This is a genomic window from Azospirillum sp. TSH58, assembly GCF_003119115.1.
Taxonomy (GTDB): domain Bacteria; phylum Pseudomonadota; class Alphaproteobacteria; order Azospirillales; family Azospirillaceae; genus Azospirillum.
Map to the genome: position 1 here is coordinate 336,086 of NZ_CP022369.1, position 16,193 is coordinate 352,278.

At 71.0% G+C, this 16,193-nt stretch carries 14 protein-coding genes; 5 read left to right on the top strand and 9 right to left on the bottom strand.

The genetic code is table 11. The features are described 5' to 3' along the window. Window positions 1–37 precede the first annotated feature (37 nt). Together TSH58p_RS31855 and TSH58p_RS31860 are read right to left on the bottom strand one after the other, a co-directional pair. Window positions 38–2,116 (bottom strand): pyridoxamine 5'-phosphate oxidase family protein, encoded by a 2,079-nt coding sequence (locus TSH58p_RS31855; RefSeq protein WP_109069003.1) that lies wholly within the window; start codon window positions 2,114–2,116, stop codon window positions 38–40. A gap of 56 nt (window positions 2,117–2,172) precedes the next feature. Beyond that, the gene (locus TSH58p_RS31860; protein WP_109069004.1) at window positions 2,173–2,787 is read right to left on the bottom strand and encodes a glutathione S-transferase family protein; all 615 of its coding nucleotides are present in this window, start codon (window positions 2,785–2,787) and stop codon (window positions 2,173–2,175) included. A 256-nt stretch (window positions 2,788–3,043) separates the two neighbouring features. Here TSH58p_RS31860 and TSH58p_RS31865 point away from each other — a divergent pair, with 256 nt between their 5' ends. From TSH58p_RS31865 to TSH58p_RS31875, 3 genes are all read left to right on the top strand, one after another. Further along, window positions 3,044–3,727, top strand: a complete 684-nt coding sequence (locus tag TSH58p_RS31865; RefSeq protein ID WP_162600110.1) for a GntR family transcriptional regulator — start codon at window positions 3,044–3,046, stop codon at window positions 3,725–3,727. A gap of 94 nt (window positions 3,728–3,821) precedes the next feature. Then, window positions 3,822–4,871, top strand: a complete 1,050-nt coding sequence (locus tag TSH58p_RS31870; protein ID WP_109069005.1) for a phosphotransferase — start codon at window positions 3,822–3,824, stop codon at window positions 4,869–4,871. Between the two features lie 6 nt (window positions 4,872–4,877). Further along, window positions 4,878–6,194 (top strand): aspartate aminotransferase family protein, encoded by a 1,317-nt coding sequence (locus TSH58p_RS31875; RefSeq protein ID WP_109069006.1) that lies wholly within the window; start codon window positions 4,878–4,880, stop codon window positions 6,192–6,194. Between the two features lie 13 nt (window positions 6,195–6,207). Here the strand turns inward: TSH58p_RS31875 and TSH58p_RS31880 are convergent, their stop codons facing one another. From TSH58p_RS31880 to TSH58p_RS31910, 7 genes are all read right to left on the bottom strand, one after another. Beyond that, a complete protein-coding gene (locus TSH58p_RS31880) occupies window positions 6,208–6,954 on the bottom strand; it encodes an MBL fold metallo-hydrolase (protein WP_109069007.1) in 747 nt (248 codons plus the stop codon). A gap of 5 nt (window positions 6,955–6,959) precedes the next feature. Then, window positions 6,960–7,769, bottom strand: a complete 810-nt coding sequence (locus TSH58p_RS31885; RefSeq protein ID WP_109069008.1) for an ABC transporter permease — start codon at window positions 7,767–7,769, stop codon at window positions 6,960–6,962. Continuing rightward, on the bottom strand, window positions 7,766–8,548 hold the full coding sequence (locus tag TSH58p_RS31890) for an ABC transporter permease (RefSeq protein WP_109069084.1): 783 nt from the start codon (window positions 8,546–8,548) through the stop codon (window positions 7,766–7,768). Before TSH58p_RS31890 ends, TSH58p_RS31885 begins: the two co-directional genes overlap by 4 nt. A gap of 121 nt (window positions 8,549–8,669) precedes the next feature. Further along, window positions 8,670–9,824 carry an extracellular solute-binding protein gene (locus TSH58p_RS31895; RefSeq protein ID WP_109069009.1) on the bottom strand — a complete coding sequence of 385 codons (1,155 nt, stop codon included), beginning with the start codon at window positions 9,822–9,824 and terminating at the stop codon, window positions 8,670–8,672. 40 nt (window positions 9,825–9,864) lie between these two features. Next, complete coding sequence (locus TSH58p_RS31900; RefSeq protein WP_109069010.1) at window positions 9,865–10,977, bottom strand: ABC transporter ATP-binding protein; 1,113 nt, start codon at window positions 10,975–10,977, stop codon at window positions 9,865–9,867. A 151-nt stretch (window positions 10,978–11,128) separates the two neighbouring features. Continuing rightward, window positions 11,129–11,749: a pentapeptide repeat-containing protein gene (locus TSH58p_RS31905; protein WP_040137626.1), complete on the bottom strand. Its 621-nt coding sequence runs from the start codon at window positions 11,747–11,749 to the stop codon at window positions 11,129–11,131. Window positions 11,750–11,876: 127 nt separating this feature from the next. Then, window positions 11,877–13,712, bottom strand: a complete 1,836-nt coding sequence (locus TSH58p_RS31910) for a methanol/ethanol family PQQ-dependent dehydrogenase (protein ID WP_247873917.1) — start codon at window positions 13,710–13,712, stop codon at window positions 11,877–11,879. A 376-nt stretch (window positions 13,713–14,088) separates the two neighbouring features. Here TSH58p_RS31910 and TSH58p_RS31915 point away from each other — a divergent pair, with 376 nt between their 5' ends. Then, window positions 14,089–15,465, top strand: coding sequence for an ATP-binding protein (locus TSH58p_RS31915; RefSeq protein ID WP_247873918.1), 1,377 nt, complete (start codon window positions 14,089–14,091; stop codon window positions 15,463–15,465). Then, window positions 15,462–16,109, top strand: coding sequence for a response regulator transcription factor (locus TSH58p_RS31920; protein ID WP_109069013.1), 648 nt, complete (start codon window positions 15,462–15,464; stop codon window positions 16,107–16,109). The genes TSH58p_RS31915 and TSH58p_RS31920 overlap by 4 nt, the downstream gene beginning before the upstream one ends. The last annotated feature ends 84 nt before the right edge of the window (window positions 16,110–16,193 follow it).

Sequence of the window (16,193 nt, forward strand, 5' to 3'; positions counted from 1 at the left end):
GTCGTTTCTTGGGGGAGGGGAGGGGTGAAGGGGCAGGTCAGAGCGCGAGCTGAAGGGGAGCGTTCTCGCCGGTCTCCGCTTCGGCGGGGACGGCGCAGCACAGCAGCACCTCGTCCGCGGCGACCGCCGCGCTCGGCTCCTTGACGTAGGTCACCGCACCCCTGAGCAGCTTGGTGCGGCAGGTCCCGCAGGTCCCCTCGCGGCAACTGAAGGCGGGATCGAGGCCGCGCGCCTCGGCCAAGTCGAGCAGCGTGCCGGAACCGGGTGTCCAGCGCGCCTCCTTGAGCGTGTCCATGAAGGCGACCGGCACCGGCCTGGTCGCGGGCGGCCGGCGCGGCGGTGCGGCGACGGCTTCCGTGGTCCTGCCCGTCCGCTTCAGGGACGACGGCCCGAACGCTTCCGCGTGAATCCGGTCGTCGGCGATGTTGACGCCGCGCAGGCCGTCGTAGAGGGCCTGGGTGAAGGCGGGCGGCCCGCAGAGATAGAAGTCGTAATCGTTGAAACCGAGGACGCGCGTCAGCAGCGCCATGTCGATGCGGCCCACCGCGTCGTAATCGACTCCCTGTGCGGCATCGCCGGGATCGCTGAGGACGCGGACGAGCCGGACGGCACCGTTCGCCGCCGTGACGAGGTCGGTGATTTCCCGGTCGAACGGACGCTCCGCTTTTGAGCGCGCCGCGTGGACCAGGATCGTCGGGCGGATGCGCTGCGTGCGCAGCCCCTCATAGACCACGTGGCGCAGCATGGCGAGCAGCGGCGTGATGCCGACGCCGCCGGCCAGCAGCACCGCTGGCCGCGTCGCGCGGGCGTCGATGGTGAAGCCGCCCGCCGGCCCGCGCGCCTCGATGACGTCGCCGACCCGGACATGGTCGTGCAGGTGCCGCGACACCAGGCCCTCGCGCTTGACGCTGATCCGATAGGTTCCGTCCGATGGGGCGACGGACAGCGTGTAGGTCCGGACGACCGGCGTGTCGGCGCCCGCCGGGGTGACGCGGATGGGCAGATGCTGTCCGGCCAGATGCGGCAACAGCCCGGCGCCGTCGTTCGGCCGCAGATGGAAGGAGCGGATGGTGGCGCTTTCCTCGACGATGTCCGTCACCGTCATCGGCCGCCAGCGCGTTGCCGTTTCCTCCGCGCGCAGCCGGTCGGCGGTCTGGCGCCAGTCGCCGGTCATCAGGGAACTGGGGGACCAGCCGTCCGCCCGCAACGTCCAGCGCAGGGCCAGGGCGCCGCGCCGGCGGACGACTTTGCGCGCCTTGAACGTCCACAGCCGCTCGGCGCCCTGGAAGGCGGCGATCTCCGGTGACTCCAGGACCACGGCGGCGTCGCCGGTCATCTGCAGCAGATCGCCGCTGGCGAAATCGACGAAGAGCAGCCCCGCCTGTCCGTTGAGCAGGATGTTGCCGAGCGTGGCGAAGAAGAGGTTGCCGTCGAAATCGGGAATGGTGAGCGTTCCGTCTTCGGCCACGCGGACGAACCCGGCCTTGCCGCCGCGATGCGACACGTCGACCTGCCGATGGTCGCCACGGTCGGCGTAGGAGGCGACGAAGAAGGCGTCCGCCGCCTCGATCACCGCCCGCGCCGCCGGATCGAGGGCCGTCAGCTCCTCGACGGCGCCGCCGAAGGGCTGGGCGGGATCGCGGGCCAGCGTCGCGTCGCGCAGCTGGATGTAGCGGGGGCAGTTCCCGAAACTCTGGTCGACATCGACGCGGAATCCGGCGGGCGTCGTCGTGGCGACGCCGTTCATGCGGTTGCGCCGCCGCGTGTTCATCTCGATGCCGAGGAGGCCGACCGGTTGGCCGTCGGTCAGGCCGGCCGCCGCGGGATCGCCGGCGTTCGGCCGCGCGGCGATGTCGAGAACGGTCGGCGACGGCGAGGACAGGAAACCGGGGCGGCCCTCCAGCACGGTGGCCCAGGCATCCCCGCCCGGGTCGGCGCTGCCGATCACGATGAAGGGGAGCTGGGCGTAGAAGTCGCGGTGCTGGTCGGGCATGAAGTCGCGGATGACCCGCTGCCCCACCATCGCCATCCGTTCGGCGACGCCGGCTCCGACCTTCTCCTGCAGGAACGTCTCGCCCTCATGCCAGATCGGCAGCGTCTTCGCGGTCTCGCCCATGTCCGGTCTCCTCGGTGAAGGAAGCGGGCGCGCGGGGTGCGCGCCCGGACGCAGCGTCAAGCGGCGGTGAGCCCCGCCGGCGTCTGGGCGAAGGGGACGAAGCCCGGCAGCGCCTCGACCCGGCGGAGGAAGGCGTTGACGGCCGGATAGCCCGACAGATCGACATTGCCTTCCGGGGCGCGGGCGACGTAGCTGTAGATGGCGACGTCGGCGACCGTCGGCTGGACGCCGACCAGCCAGTCGCGGCCGGACAGGTGGCTGTCGAGCCTCTTCAGCAGGGTGTGGGCGCGGCCGATGACCTCGTCGGGATTGAAGCTGGCGCCGAACACCGTGACCAGCCGCGCCGCCGCCGGGCCGTAGGCGACCTCGCCGGCCGCGACCGACAGCCAGCGCTGGACGGCCGCCGCACTCCGGGCGTCCTCGGGCAGCCAGTCGGTGCGCCCGGCCTTCTTCGCCAGATAGACCAGGATGGCGTTCGAGTCCGAGACGACCACGCCGTCGTCCTCCAGCACGGGCACCTGACCGAACGGGTTCAGCGCCAGGAATTCGGGCGTCTTGTGCGCGCCCGCCTTCAGGTCGACCTCGACCAGCTCGTGCGGCAGTCCGAGCAGGGAGACGAACAGGCGGGCGCGGTGCGCGTGGCCCGACAGCGGGTGATGATAGAGCTTCATGGCTGACTCCTGCGATGCCGGCCGGGACCATCCCGATCCGCACACAGAGAGTGCGCCCGTCAGCCGGTTACCGGAATGACCCGGTTTGGCAGTTCATCATTACAGCCAGTGCAATAATGCTGGCGGGGGAGAGGGCTATGAAGGCCAAATGCGACAGCGCCGTACGGTCCTTTAAGCCGTCTTGACCTTCGGCCGCTTCCACGGCATTATGATGCATCATACATCGCATGACGCGCAGCGGCGGGAAGGGCGGAGGATGAGCGGGTTCGATCTCACCCTTCTTGAACACGACAATCTCGGCGGCACGATTTACCAGAAACTGTGCGAGGCCCTGATGAAGGGCGCCTTCAAGCCGAACGACCGCCTCAAGATCCGCGATCTCGCCGACCGGCTGGGGACGAGCGTCACGCCGGTGCGCGACGCCATCCTGCGGCTGGTGCAGGATCAGGCCCTGGTGCTGCGCTCGCCGCGCGACATCCGCGTTCCGATGCTGACCCGCGCCGTCTACCTGGAAATCCGCGACATCCGGGTCAATCTGGAGGGGCTGGCCGCTGCGCGGGCCGCCGAACAGGCCACGCCCGCCCAGATCGCGGCCTTGGATGCCCTGCTCAAGCGCAACGAGGAGGCGATGGCCGCCGGCGACACCGCGCTGGCCACCGAACTCAACCAGATCTTCCATTTCAAGGTGTCCGAGATCGCGGACATGCCGGTGCTCGGCGACATTCTGCGGCGGCTCTGGCTCCAGATGGGGCCGTTGATCGCCGACGTCTATGGCGGCGCCGGGCGCACGATGATCGACCACCATTACCCGCTGATGGACGCCATCCGCGGTCACGACGGCCCCGCCGCCGCCCGCGCCATCCAGGCCGACATCCTGCTGGCCAGCGGCCCGATCCTGGAGAGGATCGACGGCGTGCGTCCCGAGGCGCTCGCCGTCTGATCCCATGCCGAACTCAACCGCAGCCCAGGCCGACCCAGCCGCCAATATGATGCATCAAACATTGACTGCTTCGAACCACGAGGAGACACCGGCGATGACACCGGCCCCGACACCGGGTGATGTTCTGACCACCGCCGCGCCGGCGGTCTCCACGGAGGAGGCCGGCGCCATCCTGCAGCGGTGGTTCGGCGTGTCCGGCACCGTCCGCGAGCTGAGCAGCGAGCGCGACCGCAACTTCCACATCGCCACGCCGAATGGGCAAGGCTACGTGCTGAAGTTCACCAACCCGGCGGAGCCGCCGCTCGTCACCGGCTTCCAGACCGGGGCGATGCAGCATGTGGCCGCCCGCGACCCGGCCCTGCCGGTGCCGCGGGTCGTGCCGACGCTGGACGGGGAGGCCCAGGCGACGGTCCGGATCGACGGCAGCGCCATGGTTCTGCGGTTGCTGACCTATCTCGAAGGGACGCCGCTCCACGCCGCGCCGGCCTCGCCGGGGCTGATGCGGGCGCTGGGAACGACGCTGGCCCGGCTGGACCGGGCGCTGGCCGACTACGAGCATCCCGGCTCGGAGCGCGACCTGCTGTGGGACATCACCCGCACCGCCGGCGTCGCCGACCGGCTGCATTATGTGGCGGACGACCGGCGCCGCGGGATGGTCGAGCGCTTCGTCGCCCGCTTCACCGACGAGATCGCCCCCCGGCTGCCCGCCCTGCGCCATCAGGTGATCCACAACGACCTCAACCCCCACAACGCGGTGGTCGATCCGGTCGGGCATGAGGCGGTCACCGGGATCATCGATTTCGGCGATGCGCTGCGGGCGCCGCTGGTCAACGATCTGGCGACGGCGCTCGCCTACCACGTCACCAGCGGCGAGACGCCCTTCGGCTCCGTGGTCGAGATGACCCGCGCCTACAACGCCGTGTTGCCGCTGACGGCGGAGGAGGTGGAACTGCTGCCCGATCTGGTGGCGGGCCGCCTCGCCCTGACCATCGGCATCACCGGCTGGCGGGCGGCCGAGTACCCGGCCAACGCCGCCTACATCCTGCGCAACGCCGAACGCGCCTTCGCCGGCCTGGACCGGCTGACCGGCGACGAGGCCGCCACCGCCCGCCGCCTGCTCCATCTCGCCTGCCAGAAAGTGTGAACCGCCATGACGATGATCAACGCCTACGCGCCCGACTCCGCCGGGACCCTGCCGGAGCGTGAGCGCGCCCTGATCGCCCGCCGCGAGAAGCTGCTCGGCCCGGCCTACCGCCTGTTCTACGCCGACCCGATCCACGTCGTGCGCGGGGAGGGCTCGTCCCTCTATGACGCCGAGGGCAACCGCTATCTGGACGCCTACAACAACGTCGCCTCGGTCGGGCATTCGCGGCCGGAGGTGGTGGAGGCGATGGCCAGGCAGGCGGCCGTGCTGAACACCCACACGCGCTATCTGACCGACGGCATCCTCGACTTCGCCGAAGCCTTCCTGGCGGAATTCCCGGCGGCGCTGTCGCACCTGATGCTGACCTGCACCGGCAGCGAGGCCAACGATCTGGCCCTGCGCGTCGCCCGCGTCCACACCGGCGGCACCGGCGTCGTCATCGCGCACAACGCCTACCACGGCGTGACCTCGGCGCTGGCGGAGATGTCGCCTTCGCTGGGCGCCGCCGTGAAGCTGGGCGACCATGTCCGCGTGGTGCCGGCGCCCGACGGCTACCGCCTGCCGGAGGCCGAGGTCGGCGCCGCCTTCGCCCGCTCCGTCGAGGCGGCCATCGCCGACCTGCGGGAGAAGGGGATCGCCCCGGCGGCGCTGCTGGTCGACACCATCTTCTCCAGCAGCGGCGTCTTCACCGACCCGGCCGGCTTCCTCGCCCCGGCGGTGGAGGTGATGCGCAAGGCCGGCGGCCTCTTCATCGCCGACGAGGTGCAGCCCGGCTTCGGGCGGCTCGGCACGCACATGTGGGGCTTCGCGCGCCATGGGCTGGTGCCCGACATCGTCACGGTCGGCAAGCCGATGGGCAACGGCCACCCGGTGGCGGGCGCGGTCTTCCGGCCGGAGGTGATCGAGGCGTTCGGCAAGAGCCAGCGCTATTTCAACACCTTCGGCGGCAACCCGGTGTCCTGCGCGGTGGCGCTGGCGGTGCTGCGCGTGATCAAGGCGGACCGCCTGCAGGAGAACGCCCTGGCGGTCGGCACGGAAATGATCGACGGCCTGCGCGCGCTCGCCGCCAAGCACGACCTGATCGGCGACGTGCGCGGCAGCGGGCTGTTCATCGGCGTCGAGATGGTGCGCGACCGCAAGCTGAAGACCCCGGCGTCGGAGGAGACGGCGCGCGTCGTGAACGGGATGCGCCAGCGCCGGGTGCTGATCAGCGCGACCGGGCAGGAGGGGCACATCCTGAAGATCCGCCCGCCGCTGGTCTTCTCGTCCGAGGACGCCAAGCTGTTCCTCGCCACGCTGGACGAGGTGCTGACGGCGCTGTAAAGGCGCCGTCCCGTCAGCCGAGCCGTATCCGCTCGCCGGGGAGCGCCAGCCCCATCCGGCCGTCGCCGGAGCAGGCCGCGGCCAGCGCCCCGCGCTGGTCGCGGCGCACGTGGTAGAGGCGCACCGCGCCGATGCCCAGGCGCTCCGGCCAGCCGGCCAGCGCCTCATGGGCGGCGTGGAAGGGCTGGGTGGGGTCGGCCTTCAGGGTGAAGCACTCCTGGAACAGCAGGTCGGCGCCCCGGTAGAGGTCCTCGGCCTCCCGCGTCGGGCGGCCGTCGCCCGAATAGGCGAAGCTCCGCCCGCCGGCCTCCAGCCGGATCGCGTGGTTGGGGACGGCGTGCAAGGTCGGCGCGCTGCGCACGGCGAAGGGGCCGATCCGTCCCTCCGTCCCCTCGCCGGGCGTCTCGCGCCAGACCAGGGGGAACCGCCGCGCCCGCTCCGGATCGATGCCGCCCGCCTCGAACAGGCGGGTGAGCTGGCGGCGGCCCTCGGCGGTGGTGACGATCTCCAGCGGCTTGCGGCGCCCGTCGTCGGTCCAGCGGATCAGCACCGGCACCAGACCGAAGCAATGGTCGGGGTGGTGGTGCGTGAAGTACACGGCGTCCACCGCGTCCGGATCGGGCAGCGCCCGCCACAGCGACGGCGGCACCGAATGGCCGCAGTCGATCAGCAGGCGGAAGCCGTCCGCCGTCACCGCGACGGAGGAGTTGGAAAAGTCGGGGTCGCCGGCCTCGCCGACGCCCAGCACGAAGATGTCCATGGGGTTCAGTGTCCAACCTTGGCCAGAACGTCGGCCTTGAGGAAACGCTCGATCACCAGCATGAATCCGACCGAGGGGACCAGCAGGATCAGCGCCGTGATCGCGGCGATCTGGTAGTTGCCGCCCATGCCCGCGTTGAACATGAGGAGCGGCAGGGTGGTGACGTCGGGCACGCCGACGAAATAGGTCCCGGTGAACTCGTCCAGCGATTCCAGGAACACGAAGATCGAGGAGGCCAGCACGCCGGGGGCGGCCAGCGGCAGCGTCACGTCGCGGAAGGTCCGCAGGGGCGAGGCGCCCATGTCGCGCGCCGCCTCCTCCAGCGAGCGGTCCACCGCGGCGAAGGCGGCGGCGGTGATCCACACCGAGAAGACCAGCCCGTGCACCGTGTGCACCAGCACCACCCCGGCGACGGTGCCGTTCAGCCCCACCGCGTAGAAGATGCGCGCCACGTTGATGTGGACGGCGACGCTGGGGAAGGCCTGCGGCAGCAGGAAGGCCAGCAGGATCGCCCCCCGCCAGGGCAGGCGCAGCCGGGCCAGCGCGTAGCCCGCCGGAACCGACACCGCCAGACAGGCGGCGACCGTGAACAGCGCGATGGTGACGCTGGTCGCCAGCGACGCCATGGCGTTGGAGCGCGGGGCGAAGACCCGCTCCCAGAAGGAGAAGCCGTATTGCAGGGGCAGGGCGTGCGGGAAGTACCATTTCTCCGCCACCGCCCACAGGCCGAGGTTGGTCAGCGGCCCGAACACCGCGAAGGCGAGCAGACCGAGCAGAAGGCCGCGGGGAAGCCAGCCGAACGAACGGAACGTCATCGCCCGCCCCCCTGGCGCACGCCGTGGCGCAGGTAGATCCAGCCGACCAAACCGGCCATGGCGTAGGAGACGAAGCCCAGCGCGTTCGCCACGCCGTAATCGCCGTGGGCGTTGATGCGGTAGGCCATGTCCACGGTGATCATGGTCGGGCTGTTGGGGTTGATCATCATGGGAACGGACATCACCGACAGCATGGTCACGAAGCTGAGGATCAGCCCGACGACCAGCGTCGGACGGACCTGCGGAACGACGATCTCGGCGAGGATGCGCAGCCGCCCGGCGCCCAGGTCGCGCGCCGCCTCGATGGTCGAGCGGTCGAGCGACGCCATGGCACCCGCCACCATCAGCGCCACGAAGGGCGTCTGCTTCCACACGAAGGTGACGACGACCCCGCGCCAGTCGAGCAGGCTGGCCGCCTGCAACGGCTCGATGATCCCGGCGCCGATCAGCGCGTTGTTCATCAGCCCGTTCTTGGCGAGGAAGGAGCGCATCATCTGGCTCGCCACGATGAAGGGGATGAACAGCGGCCAGCGGTAGAGCCAGCGCAGCAGCGTCACCGCCACCCGGTTGCCGCCCAGCGTCAGGTAGCCGCCGATGGCGACGGACAGCAGGGCGACGAGCAGCGAGGACAGCAGGACGATGGCGAGCGTGAACAGGATGTCCATCCGGTACAGCTCGAACGCCTTGGCGAAGTTCGCCAGGGTCCAGGCGCCGCCGCGGTCCTGGAAGGCGCTGACCGCCGAATAGCCCAGGGGATAGAGGAAGAACAGCGCCACCATCGCCAGGGCGGGCGCCACGAGGATCAGGCCCCAGGCGGCGCCTCCGCCGAAGATGGCGCCGAAGCGGGCGCCGGACCGCCCCCCGCCGTCGCGGGAGGCGGCCTCGGATCGGAGGACGGCGTCAGTTGGCAACGGTCCGCTCATACGCTTCCATGATGTCGGAGAAATAGCCGGTCAGCGGGAAGGGCTTGCCCTTGGCGGCCAGCTCGTCCGGCGTCACGTCGGTGAACAGGCGGGCCCAGGTCTTCTGGTCCAGCTTGGCCTGGACATGCTGGGCGTCGATGCCGGGATACCAGTTGAAGCGCTTCACGATGCCCTCGGCCTGCACCTCGGGGCTGGTCGCCATCTCGATGAACTTGCGGGCCGCCTCCGGGTTGGCGGCCTTGGCCGGCACCGCGTAGTACATTGGCTGGCCGGGCATGCCGGGGCCGATGAGCTGGAGCTTCAGGTTGGGGCCGAGCCGCCCGTCGGCCTGCCAGGTGTAGAACATGTCCACCCACACCGGCCCCATGGCGATCTCGCCGCGGTTCAGCATGTCGAGCGTGCCGGCGTTCCCGGGCGTCAGCGTGACGTTGCGGTTGAAGTCCTTCAGGCCCGACAGCGCCTTGTCGATGGCCGGCTTCAGGCCGGCGTCGTAGGCGCCCTGTTCCAGCCGGGCCGCGTCGTCCATGTTGGCCGAAACCCAGCCGGTGACGAAGCCGACGCCGGACATGCCGCCCTTGATGCCGTTGTAGCCGAAGGCCTTGGGGTTGGCCTTCACCCACTCCGCCAGCTCGGCGTAGGTCCTGGGCGGGGTCTTCAGCAGGTCGGGGTTGTAGGCCAGGGCGATCTGGCTGTGGAACATCGGCAGCACATAGCCGGCGACGTCGGCGCCCAGCGCGTTGCGCGCGGTGTCGCGGGTGGCGAGCTTCGCGCTCGCCGTCCGGTCGGCGTAGCGGCTCAGCAGCTTCTCGACGGCCATCTGGCCGGCCATCTTCTGGTGGAGGACGGCGACGTCGATGTCCCAGACGGCGGTGCTGGCCTTGTCCTGGGCGCTCAGCTTCTCGTAGATCTTCTGCGAGCCGGCGTCGCCGGGGCCGGTGCCCGCGGCGCGCACGGTGACGCCGGGATTCTCCTTCTCGAACTTCGGCCCGAGATAGTCGTTCACGTAGTCGACCATGTTCTGGTCGCCGGCGGTGACGACGTTCAGGACGGTGTCGGCCTTCAGGGGGGCGGCCATCAGGCCGGCGGCGAGCGCCAGACCGGCGGCGCCCGCGAACAGGGTGCTCAGCTTCATCGGATGGACCTCTTTCCCGGATTTGCAGAAGCCGTCGGCGTCAGGCCGCGTCCCGGAGCGGGTAGCAGTGCAGGGCCGAAGGCGGGATGACGATGCCGACGGCGTCGCCGACCGCGCGGCGCTCCCCGTCGTCGACCAGGAACGCCGTGCCGCCGACCGCCACGCCGTAGCGCCAGCGGCCGCCGGGGTAGGCGGTCTGGGTGATGCGCCCGCGCAGGACCAGCGCGCCCTCGGGCGTCTCGCCGGACCCGGCCAGCCGGGCCGCCTCGCTGCGGAAATGCGCGGTGATGGGGCCGCCGGGGCCGGTGGCGGTTTCGGCGGCGAGATGCAGGCCGCCGTCGCCGACCTCCTGCCCGACCGGCAGGCGGGCGGCCTCGTGGTCCGCGCCGGCGGCGATGGACAGCGTGCCGCCGTCCCGTTGCGCCCGCAGGGCCACGACGTTGTCGGCCCCCATGAAGCTGGCGACGAAGGGGCTGGCGGGGCGGTGGTAGACCTCTTCCGGCGAGCCGGCCTGGGCGATGGAGCCCGCGTTCATGATGACGATCCGGTCGGCCATCACCATGGCCTCCTCCCGGTCGTGGGTGACGTGCAGGGCGGTGATGCCCAGCCGCTGCTGGAGCGCGCGGATCTCGTGCCGCAGTTCCAGCCGGATGCGGGCGTCGAGGTTGGACAGCGGCTCGTCGAGAAGCAGGATGTCCGGGCTGATCGCCAGCGCGCGGCCCAGCGCCACGCGCTGGCGCTGCCCGCCGGAGAGCTGGGTGACGTTGCGCCCGGCCAGCCCGTCGAGCTTGAGGAGGCGCAGCATCTCCGCCACCCGTTCCTCGATCCGCGGGCGCGGCGTGCGGCGGAGCTTGAGGCCGTAGCCGATGTTCTGCGCCGCCGTCATGTGCGGCCACAGCGCGTAGGACTGGAACACCATGGCGGTGTCCCGCCGTTCCGGCGGGGTGGCGGTCACGTCGCGCCCGGCGATGGCGATCCGCCCGCCGCTCACCGGCACAAATCCCGACACCGCGCGCAGCAGGGTCGTCTTGCCGCAGCCGGAGGAGCCGAGCAGGGCCACGAACTCGCCACGGGCGACCTGCAGACTGACCCCGTTCAGCACCTGGGTGCCGCCATAGGCGACGGTCAAAGTCTCGATGGTCAGATCGGCCATGTCACCGGTTTTCCCTCATCCCCGCCGGCTTTGCATGCGTATGCAAAGCCGCAACGCCACCCGTGTAGGCGCGTTGCGTGAAGCGGGAATGATGGAGTCGTGACAGTTTGATAAAAGCCGCCGCCTCGGTGACAGCGGCGGCGGCTTTCGGTCACCAGTCGGTGGGGCAGGACCGGCAGTCGGTCATCAGCGCGTCCTGGAAGATGGCAAAGCGGATCTTCGCGCCTTCCAGGTTGGCCTGCGACAGGTTGGTCAGGGACAGCTTGGCCTCCTGGAGGTTGGCGCCCTCCAGGTTGGCGCCGGTGAGGTCGGCCTTGTCGGCGCGCAGCGCCTCCAGATTGGCGGCGGTCAGGTCGGCCTGCCGCAGGTCGGCGCCGTTGGCGCGGGCGAATTCCAGGTTGGCGCCGCGCAGGCGGGCGCCGGACAGGCGCGTGCCCTGGAGGAAGGCGGTGCGCAGATCGGCGCCGTCGAGGATCGCCCCGCTGAGGTCGGCCCCGCGCAGGTCGGCGTGGCGCAGGTCGGCCCGCATCAGGTTGGCGCCGCGCAGGTCGGCGCCGGCCAGCGACAGGCCGCGCAGGTTGCGGTGGCGCAGATCGATGCCGGGGCAGACGGCCTTGGCCGTCAGGACGCAGCCGGCGACCTCGGTGACGCGCTCCTCCTCGCCGCCGCCGAGGCTGGCGGTCTCCACCTCCGCCGCCAGCGGGGCGGTGAGCGGGCCGGACAGGGACAGCAGGGCGCACAGGGCGAAGGCGGGCCGGAAGAGGCGGTTCATGAGGGAGAACTCCCATCGCTGCAAGGCTGGAAGGCTTGAGCACGCGGGCCGGGGCGGGGAATGGGCCGGTCGAGCCCGCTTCCCCGCCCCGGCGGGCGGTCACTTGGTGGCGGTCACTGGGCGGCGGTCACTTGGCGCTGGAGACCTTCACGTCGGCCAGCTTGAACACCCAGAAGGAGCCGCCCTGGGTCACGCGGGTGGTCAGGTCGGCGAGATCGCCGCCCCACAGCGGCACGGCGCCGCCGTAGCCGGTGGTGATGCCGACATACTGCACCCCGTCCAGCTCCCAGGTGACCGGGGAGGAGATGATGCCGGAGCCGGTCTGGAACTTCCAAAGCTCCGCCCCCGACTTGGCGTCGAACGCCTTGACGTAGCCGTCGCCGGTCCCGGTGAAGACCAGCCCGCCCGCGGTCGCCAGCGTGCCGGACCACAGCGGCAGCTCCTCCTTGTGCTCCCAGGCGATCTTGCCGGTCGTCGGGTCGATGGCGCGCAGGACGCCGACATGGTCCTCGAACATCTTGTGGATGCGGAAGCCCATGCCGAGATAGGCGGAGCCGGGGTTGTATCCGACATGCTCCGTCCAGTAGTCCTCCTTCCAATGGTTGGCGGCGATGTAGAACAGGCCGGTGTCCTCGCTGTAGGACATCGGGTTCCAGTTCTTGCCGCCGAGGAAGGGCGGGGAGACCTCGACCGACTTGCCGCGCTTCTCGCCCTCGGCGGGCGGCGGCGGGCGCTGGCCCTCGACCTCGATGGGGCGGCCGGTCTTCAGGTCGATGCCCTTGGCCCAGGTGATGCCGTCGACGAAGGGGAAGGCCGCCAGAACGCTGTTCGGCTTGTTCGCCTCGCCGCCCGCCGTCGCCAGCTTCGTCCGGTCGGTGACGTAGAAGAAGCCGTTGCGGTCGGCGTGGGCGGTCGCCTTCACCGTCTTGCCCGACGCGTCCTTGTAGTCGAACAGCACCAGCTCGTTGTTGCCGGAGAAGTCCCAGGTGTCGTTGGGGGTGTGCTGGTAGAAGCCCTTCAGCTCGCCCGTGGTCGGGTCGACGTAGGCCTGGCCGGAGGTGTAGAGGCTGTCGCCGGGCCAGCGCGCCCAGCCGTTCCACGGCGCCGGGTTGCCGGTGCCGATGACGATGGTGTTGCTCTCCACGTCGAAGGTGGCGCTCTGCCAGGGCGCGCCGCCGCCGTGGTTCCAGGCCTCGACGAGCTGGCCGTCCTTGTCGCGCGGCCAGGACGGCGCCTTGGCGTTGCCGGTCGGGGTGCTGTCCTTGCCGTCGAGCCGGCCCATGTGGCCCTCGACCAGCGGGCGCATCCAGATCTCCTCGCCGGTGTCGGGATCGCGGGCGAACAGGCGCCCGACCACGCCGAACTCGTCGCCCGACGAGCCGTGGATCAGCAGCATGCGCCCGGTCTTCTGGTCCTTCACGACGGTGGGCGCGCCGGTCATGGTGTAGCCGACCTTGTGGTCGGCGAACTTCTTGCGCCAGACGACCTTGCCGGTGTCCTTGTTCAGCGCGACGAGGGAGGCGTCGAGCGTGCCGAAGAACACCTTGTCGCCGTAGATCGCCGCGCCGCGGTTGACCACGTCGCAGCAGGGGCGGATGTCGTCGGGCAGGCGGTGGGCGTAGGTCCACAGCCGCTTGCCGGTGCGCGCGTCCAGCGCGAACATCCGCGAGTAGGAGGCGGTGACGTAGATCACCCCGTCATGCACCAGCGCCTGCGTCTCCTGCCCGCGCTGCTTCTCGTCGCCGAAGGAGAAGGACCAGGCGGGGACCAGCCGCGACACGCTGTTGGTGTCGATCTGCTTCAGCGGGCTGAAGCGCTTGCCCTCCACCCCCATGCCGTACATCAGCACGTCGCCGGCCGACTTGGCGTCGTTGGCGATGTCGTCCCAGGTGACATTGGCGGCCTGGGCGCCTTCCCAGGCCGCCGGAGCGGTGGAGGCCAGGAATCCGGCAACCGCCGCCATGAGAATTCGGCGCCGAACTCGTTCGGCTTTGGTTCCCGACTTGGTGTGCAAGGATGAAGTCATGCGTTTCCCCCGTGAAAGTCCGTTTTTGCCGGGGCGGATCGTCCGCCCGATCCGCCCCGGTTCCGGCACCACTGCTTGCGCCTTGCATGTTCGTCTTGGCGGTTCTCCGGTTCCATTGGACGATACGGGGACGAAACTCTGGCAACACGGCCGGGAAAGCTTCCTGGAGAGGGCAGGAAAAAATCCCGACGCTGCGGCAAAAGGCCCGCCCGGCCGCCTGTCCTTGGTCGAAGGATGCATGGCGGGGCAACCGGGTGTTTCGCTAACATTCCGTCGTTGGTCCTATGGGCCCTGTCGGAAGGATCGGACGGCGGTGTCGTTGCGGGTGCGCATGCTGGCCCTGATCGGGCTGTTCCTGGCGCTGCTGGCGGGGGCCGGCGCTGCGGTGATGATCGCCAACGCGCGCGACGCCGTCCGCGCGGAGATGGCGTCCGCCCTCGATCTCGGCATCGCCGTCGGGCGGGCGGAGGCCGGGCGGGATGCCGCGCCGGACGCCGCCGCGTCGCTCGACCGGCTGGGGCTGCGCCACCTGCGCTTCATCGCGGGCGCCGCGTCCGCCGAGCCGTTCGGGGACCACGACGCCGGTCACGCCTCCGCGCCCGGCTGGTTCGCGGCGCTGATCGGCGTGGCGCCGCAGGCCCAGGCGCTGACCGGCCCCGATGGGCGCGTCCTCCTGACGGTGGTCGCCGAACCGGAGGACGAGGTGGCCGAGGTCTGGGAGGACATGCGGGACCTTGCCCTGGCGATGCTGGTGGCGGGGCTGCTGTTGCTGGGAGCGGCCTGGGTGGCGGTGGGCCGGGCGCTTGCCCCCCTTGGCCGCATCGAGGCGGCGGTGCAGCGCCTGCGCGAAGGGGTGTACGGGCCCGGACCGCGGGACGGCCTTGCCGGAGGCGGCGTGCCGGAACTGGCCCGGCTGGGCACCGGCATCACCGCCCTGGCCGAGGAGCTGGCCGCGGCGGGACGGGAGAACCGCCGGCTCGGTCAGAGGCTGATCGAGGCGCAGGACCGCGAGCGGCGGGACATCGCCCGCGAAATCCACGACGAGCTGGGGGCGGCGCTGTTCGCCATCAAGGTGGACGCCGGGCGCATCCTGCGCCTGAGCGAGGAGCCGAAGCCGGAGGCTTTCATCAGCGAGCGGGTGGAGATCGCCGGGCGGGCCCGCGCCGTGCTGTCGATGGCCGCGGACGTGCACCGGTTGAGCCGGCGCATCCTGGTCCGCCTGCGCCCGGCCCTGCTCGACCAGTTGCCGCTGGGCGAGGCGCTGTCCGGGCTGATCGACGAATGGGCGCGGCGGGAGCCGGAGGTGTGCTGGTCGCTGGACATCGCCGAGGACGGGGCGCCGGACGGCATCGACGGGCTGGACGAAGTGCTGAGCCTGACGGTCTTCCGGCTGGCGCAGGAATCGCTGGTCAACGCCCTCCGCCACGCCCGGCCGACCCGCGTGTCGGTGTCCGTGCGGCGCCGGACCGACCGGGTCGAGGTCATGGTGGTCGACGACGGGCCGGGGTTCGCGGAGGGGCCGGTCTTGGCAAGCGACGAGGCGGAGCGTGGCGGATTGGGCATCTCCGGGATGGCGGAGCGGGTGAGGGCGCTGGGCGGCACGCTGTCCATCGGAGCGGACGGTGGGCAGGGCACCCGCGTGGCCGCCAGCCTTCCCTGTGTCCCGGCCGGGCTGGAGCGCGTGGCATGACCCCGACCATCCTCCTGGTGGACGATCATCCGGTGGTGCGCGCCGGTTGCCAGAGCCTGCTCGCCGAAGCCAGGCTCGGCCGCGTGGTCGAGGCCGCCGACGTGGCGGCGGCGCTGGCGCTGTGGCGTTCGGAAAGCCCGGATGTGGTCATCCTCGACCTCAACCTGCCGGGGGGCGCCGGGGGGAGGGATGGCGGCGGAATGGAGGTGCTGCGGGTGCTGCGGGCGGAGAACCCGGCGGTGCCGGTGCTGATCTTCAGCATGCACGAGGACCCCGCCATCGCCGCGCGGGCGCTGAAGGCCGGCGCCAAGGGCTACGTCACCAAGAACGACGCGCCAGAGACGCTGGTGACGGCGGTGCGTTGCGTTCTGGCGGGCCGGGTGCATCTCGACCACGCGCTGGCGCGCGAACTGGCGCTGATGGCGCTGACCCCGACCGACGACCCGCTGGCGGTGCTGACCCAGCGCGAGCGGGAAATCCTGGCGCTGGTGGGCCGCGGCCTGACCGCGGCGGCCATCGCCGAGGCGCTGGGCATCAGCCAGAAGACCGTCGCCAACGCCTGCACCCAGATCAAGGACAAGCTGGGCGCCGACAGCACGCGCGCCCTGATCCGCATCGCCATCGACCACGGGCTGGCGGCCTGACGGCGCGGGAGCGGACCCCGTCCTGACGGCCGCCGCCGCGGTCGGGCTCCCTCCATCCGCGGATCAGGCCCCGCGGATCAGGCC